Here is a 14,753-nt window from a genome sequence, read left to right as displayed (position 1 = left end):
ACGAAAACAGGCCGCCCTGATCCGTAAACCTGCCGCGCATGATCGTCTCCGCCGATTCGAGATGATAAAGTGAATCATCAAGTCCCCTCCCTGGCGAGGGGGTTTTTCAGCAGACTGCTAGTCCTTTCTGCCGTTGTACTCGGGCCTTGGCTCAAGAATTTGCCGTGACGTTCGTGTGGCTGACGGTTGGAAACGGCACTTCACCTTCCCCAATTTCGGTCCACGGGCAACGTGCTGTTTTCGCCCGATCGGACCAGGTCTGCACTCAGCCTTCGCTCGGTCTTTGCGACATTTCATAGCAACAGCTATGCCAGCGCCGCTGCCGCGGTTAAGGCTCTGATTGCGCTTTGAAAGCTTCCGCGGCGCGCAAGATTCGCTGTGTTCTGTAGCCGACATGCTCTGGAGGAAATTGAACACACATCGCGACCAGCTTTTTGATCAACCTACGCCGTTCCAATCGATCATTTTCGCTCGCCCATTGAAGCGGAAATCCTGACGCCGCTGGCGCGAAGACACCGGTTCGGCATCAATCTTGCTCCACGTTGTTCGAGGAAGGCGCCTACGGCGCAGCCAAATGTTTGGCGGCCGGGGATCGTCGAATTCCTCGAAGAGCTTTGCTGGGCGTTCGATTGAGCTTGCGGGCAAGCATGCACGAACATGAAATAGAGACCACCCATCCAAACTCTGGAGCCGGCATTTGCTGGATCTCAGCGTCATCTCTCAGCAACGCGCCCGGCAAATTCCGCTGCACCATCTGCGACGAAGTTCTGGACGTGTTTCTGGGGGAACGCTATCGCGTCGCAGTGGCGCCAAACCGGACGCTAAAGTGAACATGGATCAACTTACGCCCGGTAAGGCTGTGGTCTCCGGACAGACGGCGGCCGCCTCGGTGCTGCGCATTCGGGCAGTCATGCTGGGAGATCGTATCAACCCGTCGGCTCTGGAAATCGGAACGCTGGTGTCCTCGACGCCGGTCGCTTTCCGCATTCATGCGGGCCTTGTCGTGGTCTTCCGCTATGGCGTTGTAGTGCTCATCGGGTTGTCGCCCTCGGAAGAAACCGCTCTGATCGAAACCCTGATACCGCGCGTCATCGGTGAACTCACCTCCTTTGAGGAGGATAGCGCGCAGGCGCAGCTCTGCAACGAGCAGAGCGCTGAGGTCATCCTGCCGGGCGGGCGGATTTGTCTTAGAAATTTTAGTGACGATCGGCTGCTGCTGATCGCCGATACGCTAGCCAAGAGCACGGCGCTGGAGCGAGATGAGCGCCGTGTCGCCGCGGTGTTCGACGTGATCGAACCCTTTGCACGCGAACTGGCCGAGCGCGGCCGGACGCCGCGGGGCCGCAAGGGCATTCTCCAACTGATCGGCAATGCGCTCCTGGTCGAGCAGCGCGTCGCGGGCCGCATCGCGATTGCCGAAAAGCCCGACGCACTCTGGGAGAAGCCGGAACTCGAGCGGCTCTATGCGCGTCTGAAAGACGAATACGAACTGAAGGAGCGTCTTGAGATGCTTGAGCGCAAGCTGTCGGCCATCTCCGGAACGGCTAACGCACTGACGGACATTATCGACACACGGCGCTCGCTGCGTCTTGAGTGGGTTATAGTCGTGCTGATCGTGATGGAAGTTGCGATCGGATGCTTTCAGATTGTTGCAGCAGGTCACTGACGTGCGGCTGGCCGCAGCGCGTGAGGCGCCTTCGTGGGGTTTGAGCAGGCCTACTGACCGACCTGGCCGACATTGACGTTGGACGCGCCGTTCGGCCGTACTCAGCTGCGGATTTCGGCTGTGTCTTCGGCGTGCTCGTGGACACGACGTTCGGCGAAAGCCGGTGCGGCTCGCGAAGACAGCGAATAGCCGACGCGAGTTCGGCGTATTTCCCGGCCTCGAGCAAGGATAGGGGGTTTATGGCAGACGCTCGGCGGAGCGTTCATGTCGACGATCCAGCGCCACCCAAGAAGGCCCTTTCGCCCAATTTGCAGCGGGCCGCCACTCAGCTTTTCTGCTATTCTCGACTTGCTCGCGGAATACTTGCCAGGGCCGCGGCCCCCAGGGCGCAGCCAGCGACTACCGAAACAAGGGCTGTCGATTTCACCAGGACGCCTCACCGAGTTGAGCGACCGCCTTTCGCCGCTTTGGCACATCGCCGCGGCTCGGGCGACGTGTTCCTGCCGTGATTTCCCTTGCATGGCTGTTAGCGAACGGTTCCATGATCCGCCAGCGGGCAAACGCGCGCTGCAACTGAACATGAAAGCTCAGAATGCGGATCTCGTCCTCGCTAACGCGAAGGTCGCCGAGCTTGACGCGGCCGGGGACTGCGACCGGACGTGCATAGCGGCTCCGCGCCAGCGATAAACGGGAAACGGATGACAAAGGCGCTACGCCCCGAATTTCGAGGCGGTTTTGACCTCGCAAGCAGGCGCCGAGATTTTCTGACGTCCCCATCCGCTCTGGACATTCCATCTTGCAGGACTGTCCCTCAAAGCGCCCTGGACACTCACGCACGCTCGGCAGCTCCTCTCAAATCCGCTTCCGAACCGATCTCGGCATTGCAATCCTTCGCTGGCTGGTTCAGGAGCCCGGCGAGCCTAGAGGCCTTCAAGGACTCCTTCGAGCCGCTGTTCGCGAATGATTGCGGCTAGCAGCGAAACGGCCTCCTCCCGGTCGACGGTGCAGCAGACGTGAGGCGCTCGCTCAACCAACAGGTCCAGCAAGGTCGGAAGGTCAGCAACGTGGTGGCGTAAGGTCGAGACCACATCATTTGCGAGATAGGTCGCGAATCAGCATTCGGCGGCGGATCAAAGTCCAAGTCGACCTCGGCGCGCTTCTCGATCGCATGTCGTATCAACTCGCCCTGCCGTCTTGCATTCATCGAGAGCATGAACACCGCATCCGCGAGTTCTCGCGCGGCAAGCTTCTCAGTTCAGCCATGCGGGCCTGGATGTCGCCCACCGAACTCTCACGGCGTGCCTCTGCTCGCCGCGCATTAGCGGCTGCCCTGCTCTTTTGTAATCCAACCATCGTCATGCTCTCCGGCCGACCATATGTCCCAGCGATACAGGCGAAGGAAAGGGCAAAATTGTGTGCTGCATGCGCGCAGCCCGCCTGACGATGCGCAACCCGGCGGTCGCGCGGAGGAGTCGCAAATCGCTAATTTTGTGATCCGCCGTGCTTGTCTAGGGTCTGTTGAGATTCAGGATTCACAGATTGGCATGTCCGTGATTCAAGCTCCGAAATGAGTTCGGCATGCACCGATTCGTTTTGACGGATGCGCAGTGGGCGAAGATGGAGCCGCTTTGCTTGGGTAAGCCTACCGATCCCGGCCGCACCGGGGCGGACAACCGTTTGTTTCTCGAAGCTGTGTTGTGGATCGCCCGGACGGGCAGCCCATGGAGGGATCTGCCACCGACGTTCGGCAACTGGAATACGGTGTTCAAGCGCTATCGCGATTGGGTGAAGGCCGGCGTTTTCAAACGGATTTTCGATGCCGTATCAGACGATCCGGACATGGAGTTCGCCATGGTCGACGCGACAATCGTCAAAGTTCACCGTCACGGGCAGGGAGCAAAAGGGGGACCCAAAATCAGGCCATCGGCAAGTCGAAGGGTGGCTGGACCACTAAAATCCTCGCGCTGACCGACGCGCTCGGGAACTTGGTGCGGTTCATCCTGCTGCCCGGCCATCGCTTTGACACCGTCGGCGTTGCGCCCTTGATCAAGGACATCGAATTCGGCGGTTTGATCGCCGACAAGGCTTTCGATTCCAATTGGATCATCGAAGACCTGAACGAACGCAGAGCGAAGATCGTCATCTCGCAACATCAAAGGCGCGCCCAGCCTCTCGATATCGACAAGGACATTTACAAATGGCGCCACCTGATCGAGAACTTCTTCGGCAAGCTGAAAGAATTCAAACGCATCGCAATGCGATGCGACAAGACAGACGGCAGTTTCGAGGCGATGATCTACCTCGCCACCGCCGTCATCCATTCCAGATGAATCTCAACAGACGCTAGTCTACAAGGCGCTCGATGGCACGTTGTCGGGTCGGCGGCTATGGCGAAGCGAAATCGCGAGGCAGCGGCGACAGACGGATGGCTGCGAACTCCAAGAAGGACGAAACCGGCCAGCTATTGGGAAGAGAACCAGGATCGGTCCATCCGAGATGGACGACCTAATCCCGCCAATGAGTTGCGCCCTGTTTCGGATCCGGCTCGCTTTGGCTATCTCCGGGCACATTATAGCGGAAGCTGGTAAGGGCCCGCCCGGTAGATGGAAAGATCGGGACTCGATCGAATCAGGTGAAATCTCAAACTCGCGCGTGATCTCGTTGTACCGCCAGAACGCCGCAGCCTGCCAATCAGCCCCGACGCCGAAGCTTTAACCAAATTTGAATAGCACACCGTAACCGCCACGTGGGTAGCTCCACTCGATATCACCACTTTCTTCGCAGATCACCCGGCAGGTGCCGCACTCGATACACCCGTCGACTGTCACCTCAACATGACCTTTATCGCTGAGCTCGTAGCACCGTGCAGGGCAGGCCTTCAGCATCGAGAAGAGCCGCGAGGATGGTGTGGTGTGCGGCCGCACCTTGATATGGGCGCGGCCGGAATCAACGAGATAGCGGTTGTAGAATAGTTTGTCCTCGACACGTCGGGATGGCTCGCTCGGCATTGCTTCTGGCTCCGTCGTTCGTCGTTGTCTTTGGTTTGTGATCACCGCCAAGCCCGGGCAATGCGCAGGGCATCGCTGAGCAGTCCACTCCACGACCGCGCCTTGACGAACGAGCTCAGCATCAGCTTCTCTTTCTCAAGCTTTGGTGTGCCGTCGACGCGCACGTAATCCTGCATCGCCTTGGAGAAGAGCTGCGGATATGTGAGAAAGAAGTTCTGCGAGTGGGTGTGCATCAGTGCCGGCATATCCTTGTACTTCTTCAGGTCCTTGATCACGAAGGAATCATTCAGCAGTTTTTTGTAGAGCGAAAGATTTTTGGCCGTCATCGGATCATTTCGCGATTTGATAAGGCAGATCGCTTCCGCGGCGATACGGCCCGACGTCATCGCCAGATTGGACCCCTCGCGATGGATGGCGTTGTTGAGCTGGGCGGCGTCTCCGACAACGACCCAGCCCTCACCACAAAGCTGCGGGATCGCCCTGTATCCACCTTCGGGGATCAAATGCGCGGAATATTCCTTTACTTCCGAACCCTCGATCAACGGCGCGACGGACGGGTGACGCTTGAAGCCCTCGAGGAGGCCGTAAGGCGTCTCGCCAGTACGCTGGAAATCGGCAACAAGACAGCCGATACCGAGCGATATGCATTCCTTGTTGGAATAGATGAAGCCCATACCGGTCATGCCGCGGGAGATGGTTCCGGCGGCTTCGATAACGAGCCCCTCGTCGCCTTTGAGATTGAAGCGAGCATCGATTGTCTCGCGCGACAGGAAATGCATCTCCTTGACCGCGAGTGCGACCTTGTCCGGTTTCGGCCGCCCTCTTAAGCCCGCACCCGTCCCGAGCACTCCGTTTACCCCCTCGGCCAGCACGACGACATCTGCATGGATTTCACCCCCATCTCGGTCTGTGCGCACCCCGACGACCCTCCCATGGGAATCCTGGAGGAGCTCGGTCACGGTGGTCTCGCACAGCACCGTGGCGCCGGCCTCACGGACCTTCTGCGAGAACCATTTGTCGAACTGCGCGCGGATGATGGTGTAGCGGTTCGGCTTCTCCTCGTTGAAATCATCGGAGCGATAGTGAATCCCCGTGTGCGAACGCTCGTCCACGATCCAGAAGCGTTGCTCGACGAGATGCCGCTCAAGCGGTGCATCTTCTCGGAAATTCGGGATCAGCTTCTCCAGCATGTCGGCATAGAGGATGGCGCCTTGCACGTTCTTCGACCCCGAATACTCGCCGCGCTCCAGCTGCAGCACTTTTAGGCCCCGCTCGGCCATGGTTAGCGCTGCCGCATTCCCGCCCATGCCAGCACCGACGACGATCGCGTCGAATCTTTCCTCGATCATAACAAGCTCCCCTAGCCGGCGATGCGGTCGTGCGAGTGCGGCGACAGTTGCGCGCGGAATGCAGAGGTCAATGCGGGCAACAGTCGAATAGCGTCGGTGACGATGCCGATATGGGCAAAGTCGAAGATCGGAGCGTTCTTGTCCGTGTTGATGGCAACGATGAGGTCGCCCCCCTCCACGCCAACGCGATGCTGGATCGCGCCGGAAATACCTGCCGCGATATAGAGCTTTGGCCGAATGGTTTTCCCGGTCTGGCCGATTTGGCGGTCCGAGGTGACCCAGCCCTTCTGGACCAGCGGCCGCGAGCAGCCATATTCGGCGCCAAGCACGTCCGCGAGCTGCTGTACCAGTTGGAAGTTCTCAGGCGATCCCAGACCGAGCCCTCCAGCGACGACCACGTCGGCATAGGCAAGGTTGGACTTTGTAGAATCGCGGTCCGGGAGGAACGACAGCACTTTTGTGACGATATCTTCCTCTACAAGCCCGAGCGGATGCGAGATGACGCGCCAGACGGCGCCGGTCACGCGCTCGGGCATCGGCATCACGCGCGGACGGACGGTTGCCATCTGTGGACGATAGTTCAGTGTGTAGATCGTGCACAATAGTGAGCCGCCAAACGTCGGCCGGGTGGCTGCAAGCGAGCCGTCGGCATCGACATCGAGCTCGGTGCAGTCGGCAGTTAGGCCGGTGAGCAGTGTGGTGGCCACTGAGCCGGCGAGATCGCGGCCCAGTGTGGTTGCCCCTAGGAGTAGGATTTCCGGCTTGTACGTATTGACCAGCTCTGACAGGGCCTTGGTGTAGGATTCATTGCGATAATCGGCCAAGAGATCATCCGCGACGATATAGGCAAGATCGGCGCCGTAGCAGAAGGATTCGGCGACCGCCTGCTGCGTTGTCTCCCCGACCGGGCCGATGACAACCGCGGCGAGGTCAACGTTGAGCTTGTCGGCGAGCCGGCGGCCGGCACCCATCAGCTCCCAGGAGACGGGGTGCACTATCCCGCGTTCCTGCTCGATGAAGACCCAGACGTGCTTATACGCCTTGAATCGTTCGGGCAGCTCCCTCTTGGTCGCCGCGCGACCACCACCCGGGGCCGGAGCTGCGCTTTTGGGTGCGGTGCTCATCATCTGTACTCCCATCCGTGTTCAGTAGCGGCTCGCCAGCGAAGCGTGCTCCGCCTCCAGCTTTGAATCCGCGGGTGAAGATTGCTTCAGTTAAAGTTCGGCCGCGTGCCCGCCGCCATTTTTTCAACACCGCCTGGCAGCAGCGCGGGGCCGAGACACCCATTGCGGGACCTTTGTCGACGAGCCCGGAAGCACGCGCTTGGGCGTTCTTGCCCGGTTCGGCATTCTGGGCCACCGTTTGGCAATGGAACTAGTGAGGCACGCAACCGCGCGGTCACTCGATCCGATCGATTGGTCCCGCTCATCTTCGAGATGCAACCGAGTTGGAACAGACCGAGGACCTGCGAGAGGCTCGGCTGGTCCCATTGTCGGCCGCGAGCTTGCCGGTGAAAATGCGATCCATTACTCCGAATGCCCTCGCAATATTTCCGATTGCAGCGACACGCCCGCAACTCTTGGCGAGGGCACGAGGGCCGGCGGTGAAGCCGCCCGTCAACGGCGCCGCGCGACCAGCGCCGGAGAGCAAGGGCGCCGCCCGGAAAACCTCGGCCATAGATCGGCCAGGGGGAGTGATTTCGTCGACGAATCTTTGGCGCGGATCAAGCGCAGCTTTCAGCTCAGCCGGGCCGGAATATGCAACCATCGCTTTGGCGTCGCGACGTATCATGGTGTCGACAGGCAGCGCGCGCGAAACTGCGCGGCGTCAAAAACAAACTCGATGCGGACCAAAATGTGCATTCGTTTCTCCAGACTAGCTGAGTAAATGTCAGCAATTGTCGTACCAATTGCGCAGACGATGAAAATTGACCGCCAATACAGAATCTTACTGAAGGAAATCGGATTGGCGGCCTCTCACGAGGATCGGAACATTCGACACCGTGCTGAACCTATGTCCAGAATGCGACAGAAGACAGTCATCCGCATCTTGGTGCTCTTTCCTCGCCAAATATGTGCTCCTCGCTGCCGGCGTACAATTGCAGGAGATAGGTGCACCATGGGCATCAGCCTGAAGCGACGGAAATATCAGCGCTGAGCCGTGATTGGCTCTTAGGGTGGCGAGTGTCCAAGCTGCGGATCCGCGGCAGTAACTGCAACTTCCGCTTGAATTCGACGCCCTGGGGTGGTTGGCAGGTTCTCTGAACCTTCACGCTCCAGAGCACGATATAAACAGAATTCACTCCAAAGAACCGAGCTGCACCAATGCTGGATGCTTGTTCGATTGTGGTGCGGCCGCATCCCTCAAGACCTTGAACACGCGCTGTTCGATCGGGGAGGACGTGACGAAATCGGCATAGGCGCGCTCGAGCGTGGCCTTGCAACGCGAGGCGATGTCAGGATCGGATGCACCGGTAAACTCCTCGCCCGCGAGATATTCACCCATGCGACGCAGAACATGAAGCCGCGCCACGTCGATGATTTTCGCATCGTACTCGACGCCGAGCAGTGCAAAAAACTCCTCTGCCGCGGAGGCCTTGTTCAATTGCGAAAGGATCCCGTCCGTCGTCATTCTCAACCTCCATCTAGATCCGCGACCAGAACCGTCCTGGCCCGAATGTTCCAACCTGATCGCGCGAAGCGCATGTCTGACCACCTGATCGCCCTCCGTTGAGGAGCGAGCTCTCATGAATGTCGCGCCAGATCGCCACCACCGTTTCCTCGGAAACTGCCTTTGTGCTCGACGGCATGCTTACGGACGCGCGCAAGAATGGTTTGGGTTTGGTCGGCGATGACCGAAAGCTGCAACTCGGACCACAGCGAAGTGATAGCGGCAAGCTCTGAATGCTCGCCGATCACAATCGGTGGGAGCGGCCGAGCAACCTCGGGTCCCGCGCTTGGTAGGTGGCCCGGTCTTGACGTGGATGGCGGATTCATGGGGCAAGACATGCTCGCCACAAATCGCTTGTTGAGCGGAATGGTGGGGCACGCTGCGGCCGCAGCGGCGGCCGCGACTTTTTCCAGCTCGCAGAGCAGCACGCCGGTATCATGCCCGTAGAGCTGGCTGAGTGCGACGGCAACTTCCTCCAGCGGCACATTGCCGGCTCGCTCGCCCAATCCAATAAGCGTCACAGAGTCGTGCGTCGCACCGGCCTTGATCGCCGCCAGCGTATGAGCCGTCGCGAGCGCAAGATCGTCTTGGTCGTGGAATTCGAACTCGAGATCGGTGCTGGCGCGCAGTGAGGCCATGAGCGCAAAGGACGCGTCAGGATTGAGCACGCTCAGCGTATCTGCGAGACGAACGCGCCGCGCGCTGGCCGCTTTGGCGCTTGCGATCAGGTCGATCAGGTCGATCAGGCCGATCAGGAAGTTGACATCAGCACGCGAGGAGTCTTCGCCACCTAGCGCGACACCCAGTCCCTTGTCGCGAGCGTGGGCCACGACACGCTTCACCCGCTCCAGCACGGCCAAACGGCGCCACCGAGCTTCGCCGCAATCTGCGCGTCCGACGATGGAATCGATAGGATTACCATCGAAACACCGGCCTCGATCTCCGCATCCACATCCGCGGGGTTTTATCTGGCACCAGCCGATGATCGTGGCCGCAAGGCCAGCTTCGGCGACCGCTCGGATCGCGGCAATCTCTTCCTGACCCATCGCCGGCGTGCCGGCCTCGATCTCCGTGACTCCCGCCGCGGCCAGCGACACGCGCGATCGAGACATTTTCCGGTGTCGCGAAGGCCACGCCCGGTGTCTGTTGTCGCGCAAGGTGGTGTCATTACGGACTATGGACCTCGACTGATCTTTGTCGGGCGCGGTGATTGCGGCAGCGAACGCCATCAGCGGCTCCGTAGGTTTATTCCGGAAGCTGTTCAGCAACTGCTGTGCCAACCCGCTCGAGTTCCCGAGAACCTGTGAATGACGTCGCATTTCAGATTTGTCGGGTGTGTCGCAAATCCGACAGGGTGGAACCGGCGGAGCGCCAGCTTCGCTGCGCTTGCGACCGAGCTGGAGGCAAGCGCCGAGCTTGAAAGCTTGGCAGCCGGGCAACGGTTCGGGCCTGACCTCAAGCTGCAACAGTTCGGGGAAGGCGCGTGCATCCCGGCGCTGATCGAAGAAGATTCTTGAGCCATCGCATCGTCCAACCACAAGTCGGCGTTCGTAAAAAGTCAGCGGGGCGCGATCGAGAGGGCGGATGTTGGCCTCGATCGCGTCAACATAGAACATATTGGCGGTAAATGTGACGGTCGCATCCACCAGTTATCAAGCCCGTTGATCAGGCCCCGCCGCGTCCTGCTTAGGCTGCCTGCGCGAAGTTGTTTACCCGGTGTCTTTTCAAACCCTCAGTCCGGTCATGTGACCGTTGGCCGAAAGCTGGTCCGATACACCGGGACTCGCGCCGAGGAGCGGGCATCCAATATGAGCTCAGCCCTGCGAACTTCGGATGGCTTGGACGGAGTCATCGAGACGACGCAGATGATCCCGCCGGCGTCCGGCCATCCGGCTCTCCCCGCTCTCCTCGCCGAAGCAAAGATCAAAATCATTGCATTCCGTGCAGACCGGCGTGGTACACATCACCAGACCGTCATCTTCGCATAGCGTGCGATAGAAGAAGCGCTTCCACCGCATGTTCTTGGTGTTGCGAGCCGCCAGCGGCCCGAAATGGCGCATCAGGAGGCGGGACAATTCGTCCCGCTCCCGCAGACCGAGATCTTCCCACAGGTGATTAGGCTCCATGGCGCGCCGCGCGATCATCGTCGCGAGCCAGCCGCCGACCTCTCCATGAGTGGAACGTTGCGCAAGCAGGAGGTCTCGCACCATAATCGTCTCGTCAGGAGCCGGTAACGCGGACTGTTCGCGCCAGGTACAACTCCTGATCGGCGTCGATGGAAAGCATTGCACCAACAGCGCATCGAGCTCCTGGTTAGTCAAGCCGGCCCGTTCGGGAAGTTGGCCGCCATCCATAGCGGATGCGGCGAGAACGCAAGCGAGCACATGGCGATCGAAATCGTTATCGTCGCTGATGTCGACTTCTGTTGGATGGCGCCCGGTCAGAAGCCCGTAGAGCTCACTCGCATCGCGCTGCTCGGCGACGTGAGCTGCTGATACAGGAGATGACACCGTATTGGCAAATTCGCTTTGTATGCCAATCATGAAGGTCCCGCAGCTTCTGAGTGGACGATGTCGGCCTTCCCCGGTCGAGAAGGCCGACAAGATGAACTATGCCGAAACAGCGGCGAGCTCGGCGGCGGTCTTGCCGACCAGGCTCTCGTCGACAGGCTTGATGATGCCGTGCTCCATGAGCATATCCTCGAGCTCGTCCATACTGATTGGCGTCGGGATGGCGCCTTGTCCCGCATTATTGTGGATCTTGGTCGCGAGATTGCGATAGTGATCCGCCTGCTTGGACTCTGGCGCGTATTCCAGCACAGTCATGCGGCGCAGCTCCGCGTGCTGCACGACATTGTCTCGTGGCACGAAGTAGATCAGCCGGCTGCCGAGCTTCTTGGCAAGAGCATCTGCCAGCTCCAGCTCCTTGTCGGTCTGGCGCTCGTTGCAGATCAGGCCGCCGAGGCGCACGCCGCCGGAATTCGCATACTTCAGAATACCCTTGGAGATGTTGTTGGCGGCATACATGGCCATCATCTCGCCGGACATCACGATGTAGATTTCCTGTGCCTTATTCTCGCGGATAGGCATCGCGAAGCCGCCGCAGACGACGTCGCCCAGCACGTCGTAAGAGACGTAGTCGATGTCCTCATAGGCGCCATTCTCCTCCAGAAAGTTGATCGAGGTGATCACGCCTCTTCCGGCGCACCCGACCCCCGGCTCTGGACCGCCGGACTCGACACATCGAATGTCCTTGTAGCCGAGCTTGATGACGTCCTCAATTTCGAGGTCCTCAACGCTGCCGGCAGTCGCCGCCAGACTCAGAATGGTGTCCTGCGCTTTGGCGTGCAGGATGAGGCGAGTCGAGTCCGCTTTGGGATCACAGCCGACGATGAGAATCCTTTGGCCCAGCTCAGCAAGAGCCGCCAGCGTATTTTGCGACGTTGTCGATTTGCCGATGCCACCCTTGCCATAAAACGCGATTTGTCTCAGCGAAGACATGTTGCTCTCCATCAACCGATTGCCAATTTTGCGCGCCGAACGCGCGAGGCTGTTTCTCTCTCAGAAACGTGGGCACACGGGTTTCGGGAAGGAGGCCATCGCTCGCCATCGGCGTCGGCGTGCCCTCAGCCCGTCACTCCTTGTTGCTGCATTCAGTTAGCAACTGGCGTGCCATTCGTTCGCACGCGCGTTAAGCATCTGATTAGGCTTGACTAATAGCGCGGCGCCCGAGACCGGAAGCTGTGGTGGACCCGACAGCGGCAAGGGCTCTGACAGAAAACCGACAAAGCGGGGCGCGTGGATTCCCCTGCGAGAGGCGGGCGAAGGAGCGCGCAACGGGGAATGCCGGGCCGAGTCAATTGAGGAGACCACACGGTGCAGATAGGGACACCGCCATCATCAAAGGCGAATGTTCCACGACCGGCATGATGGGACTTGCCATCAGAGGGGTGGCATATCGCTTGCTTTGCCAGTCGCGGAACGCTGTTTCCGTGTGACGCGATGCTGTGAGGACAATATGCCTGGAATTGGAAGTAAGTTGCCGCCGTTCGACATCACAGGCGTGAAGCCCGGCTTTCACCTGCCAGAGGAGAACGGGCAGAGCGCCTTCGAGACGCTGACTGAGAGGAGTTTCCCCGGAAAATGGAAAGTCATCTTCTTTTACCCGAAGGATTTCACATTCGTCTGCCCAACCGAAATCGCTGAGTTTGCTCGCCTGTCCAAGCATTTCGCCGATCGCGATGCAATCGTGCTTGGTGGCTCGACCGATAACGAGTTTTGCAAGCTCGCCTGGCGGCGTGAGCACAAGGATCTGCACCGTTTATCGATCTGGCAGTTTGCGGACACCAAGGGCGCACTGGTCGATGGCCTTGGAGTGCGATCGCGTGATGGCATCGCGCATCGCTACACGTTCATCGTCGATCCTGAGAACACGGTCCAGCATGTCTATGCGACAAGCCTCAATGTCGGCCGCAGCCCGACGGACACGTTACGCGTTCTGGATGCGATACAGACGGAAGAGCTCTGCCCTTGCAACCGCGAAATCGGCGGCGACACGCTTAAAATTGCCTGAGGCAACATATCGAAAGTTCAGCAAGGAGCAGCTCCCGAATTCGAAGGACGTCATATTCAATCGTTTCTGGATACAGGCGATCTTACCGCAAATGCGGCCTGCTGCTAGCGAGTGCGGCACGCAATTCAATTCTCATCGCCACCATGGAGTCTACCGCGGCCGCCGCGCTGTCCGCGCGCGGCAGTCGCGGCGGCGAAATCAACAGCCTCGATGATGACGATGAACAAGGTTCACCACCGCTCTTGCTCACCTCATAACAAATCCCGCATACAAGAGGATGCCGAGGCGGCTCCGCATGAACATACAAAATACTTGTACGCTTCTGCGCCTACTCGACGCACATCTCCTGCCGGAGTTCCTTTATGTTGTCGCCGTAGGCCGGACCGCGGCTATTCCCTTCTTTCTGCGCCTTGCCGGCCCGCAGCATCATCGGAGCGATCTGCGTCAGCCGCAGGCCGCTAATGCTGTAGGCCGACATGCCGGCACCCACGGACTCGGAAAAATCGTGCCAAGCTCCCTCTTCGGGGCAACTAGGTTCCAGTAGCCGCGCCTCGAGAAGGATGGAGGCAGAGGGAGATAGCTCAGCGCCGAATGACGTCTACCGGCCGGGATGATGATCCGCCGGCACGCTCGCGGACCGTATTTCCGGGCTCGATAAATCTATATTGACCGATGTAAGCCGCACTATGAGACGAACGAGTCGGGCTTATCAGTCCCTGATTAAAACCATGACTCGACGAGTTTTAGGCCAAGTGAGCCGGTCTATCAGGAAATCGGTCAGCTCGTTCATGGCGCGAGCTGACCCTTGGGCGCAGGGACCTGAAGCGATCGGGTGGCCTGGCGGTCGTAAGCCGCCTGGCCGTCTCGATCATTACGCCGGTCAATTTCCGAACATTGAGGCGGATATCAGCGCTGGTGACCCAAGCCAATCCCCAAGGTACGTGCTTTCTGTCTTAGAGAGCCCTCGGATCGCTTCATAAGCTTTGAAACCCTAGCTACAGGGGTGCGGGCCTTTGAGTGCGCCTTGAGCAGCTTGACGTCATCCTTACTATACTCTTTGCGCTTGGTGCTTTTTGCCACGTGTTCTCCGATTTCGCTTTGCACATCTGCCTGGAGCGTCTTGTTTTTGGCGAAGACGCAACTGCTTCCCATTACCATATCAATGGTCATCGACAACTATTCCAGCGGATTTTTCTCTTTGAGATAAGAACCGGAACTACACGCGAATTTGTCCTCTGTCATCTGGATCTTTATTCGCGTGACAAACCTGATTTTCCACGTGCACGTCAGCGCCTTCAACATGGAAGCAAGCGATAGAGATGGGACACTCGATGCGTCTTCAAAACAACAACTCGAAAAGCGCTTCTGCTTGAACGCGCCGACTTCACTCACTAGGGTTCAGACTCAATTGATCCAATAAGCGACGAGAGCGGCGAGGTGGACGGCGGCAAAGAAGTTTCTGGCAAGTTTGTCGTAGCGAGTAGCAAC

At 59.2% G+C, this 14,753-nt stretch carries 12 protein-coding genes and 2 pseudogenes; 3 read left to right on the top strand and 11 right to left on the bottom strand.

Annotation, left to right across the window (positions count from 1 at the left end):
• Nucleotides 1-826: 826 nt before the first annotated feature.
• Nucleotides 827-1,666: an RMD1 family protein gene (locus tag IVB27_RS08675; protein WP_524536468.1), complete on the top strand. Its 840-nt coding sequence runs from the start codon at nt 827-829 to the stop codon at nt 1,664-1,666.
• A gap of 423 nt (nt 1,667-2,089) precedes the next feature.
• On the opposite strand, the gene IVB27_RS08670 is transcribed toward IVB27_RS08675, so the two are convergent.
• On the bottom strand, nt 2,090-2,443 hold the full coding sequence (locus IVB27_RS08670; protein ID WP_247341887.1) for a hypothetical protein: 354 nt from the start codon (nt 2,441-2,443) through the stop codon (nt 2,090-2,092).
• An 801-nt stretch (nt 2,444-3,244) separates the two neighbouring features.
• Between IVB27_RS08670 and IVB27_RS08665 the strand changes: the two are divergent.
• Nucleotides 3,245-3,927 (top strand): annotated as a pseudogene (locus tag IVB27_RS08665) (IS5 family transposase); the annotation flags it as partial.
• A gap of 450 nt (nt 3,928-4,377) precedes the next feature.
• Here IVB27_RS08665 and IVB27_RS08660 read toward each other — a convergent pair.
• From IVB27_RS08660 to nifH, 7 genes are all read right to left on the bottom strand, one after another.
• Nucleotides 4,378-4,674 (bottom strand): ferredoxin family protein, encoded by a 297-nt coding sequence (locus tag IVB27_RS08660; RefSeq protein WP_247341882.1) that lies wholly within the window; start codon nt 4,672-4,674, stop codon nt 4,378-4,380.
• A 41-nt stretch (nt 4,675-4,715) separates the two neighbouring features.
• On the bottom strand, nt 4,716-6,023 hold the full coding sequence (locus IVB27_RS08655; RefSeq protein WP_247442921.1) for an FAD-binding protein: 1,308 nt from the start codon (nt 6,021-6,023) through the stop codon (nt 4,716-4,718).
• 11 nt (nt 6,024-6,034) lie between these two features.
• Entirely contained in the window at nt 6,035-7,150 is a 1,116-nt protein-coding gene (locus IVB27_RS08650) for an electron transfer flavoprotein subunit alpha/FixB family protein (protein WP_524536467.1), read from the bottom strand.
• A gap of 1,171 nt (nt 7,151-8,321) precedes the next feature.
• Nucleotides 8,322-8,654, bottom strand: coding sequence for a nitrogenase stabilizing/protective protein NifW (gene nifW / locus IVB27_RS08645; RefSeq protein ID WP_247341877.1), 333 nt, complete (start codon nt 8,652-8,654; stop codon nt 8,322-8,324).
• Nucleotides 8,655-8,767: 113 nt separating this feature from the next.
• On the bottom strand, nt 8,768-10,339 hold the full coding sequence (locus IVB27_RS08640; protein WP_247442920.1) for a hydroxymethylglutaryl-CoA lyase-like TIM-barrel protein: 1,572 nt from the start codon (nt 10,337-10,339) through the stop codon (nt 8,768-8,770).
• A 168-nt stretch (nt 10,340-10,507) separates the two neighbouring features.
• Nucleotides 10,508-11,236: a nitrogen fixation protein NifQ gene (locus IVB27_RS08635; RefSeq protein WP_247341870.1), complete on the bottom strand. Its 729-nt coding sequence runs from the start codon at nt 11,234-11,236 to the stop codon at nt 10,508-10,510.
• A gap of 66 nt (nt 11,237-11,302) precedes the next feature.
• Complete coding sequence (gene nifH, locus IVB27_RS08630) at nt 11,303-12,193, bottom strand: nitrogenase iron protein (RefSeq protein WP_247341867.1); 891 nt, start codon at nt 12,191-12,193, stop codon at nt 11,303-11,305.
• 517 nt (nt 12,194-12,710) lie between these two features.
• On the opposite strand from nifH, the gene IVB27_RS08625 reads away from it, so the two are divergent.
• Nucleotides 12,711-13,265 carry a peroxiredoxin gene (locus tag IVB27_RS08625; RefSeq protein ID WP_247341865.1) on the top strand — a complete coding sequence of 185 codons (555 nt, stop codon included), beginning with the start codon at nt 12,711-12,713 and terminating at the stop codon, nt 13,263-13,265.
• 328 nt (nt 13,266-13,593) lie between these two features.
• Here the strand turns inward: IVB27_RS08625 and IVB27_RS08620 are convergent, their stop codons facing one another.
• The 3 genes and pseudogenes from IVB27_RS08620 to IVB27_RS08610 all read right to left on the bottom strand — a co-directional run.
• The gene (locus IVB27_RS08620; protein WP_247299031.1) at nt 13,594-13,743 is read right to left on the bottom strand and encodes a hypothetical protein; all 150 of its coding nucleotides are present in this window, start codon (nt 13,741-13,743) and stop codon (nt 13,594-13,596) included.
• A gap of 428 nt (nt 13,744-14,171) precedes the next feature.
• Entirely contained in the window at nt 14,172-14,435 is a 264-nt protein-coding gene (locus tag IVB27_RS08615; protein WP_247341862.1) for a hypothetical protein, read from the bottom strand.
• A 234-nt stretch (nt 14,436-14,669) separates the two neighbouring features.
• Nucleotides 14,670-14,753, bottom strand: a pseudogene (locus IVB27_RS08610) (IS5/IS1182 family transposase); the annotation flags it as partial.

Source organism: Bradyrhizobium sp. 197 (assembly GCF_023073375.1).
Classification (GTDB): domain Bacteria; phylum Pseudomonadota; class Alphaproteobacteria; order Rhizobiales; family Xanthobacteraceae; genus Bradyrhizobium.
This window is presented reverse-complemented; position numbering and strand designations above follow the sequence as displayed.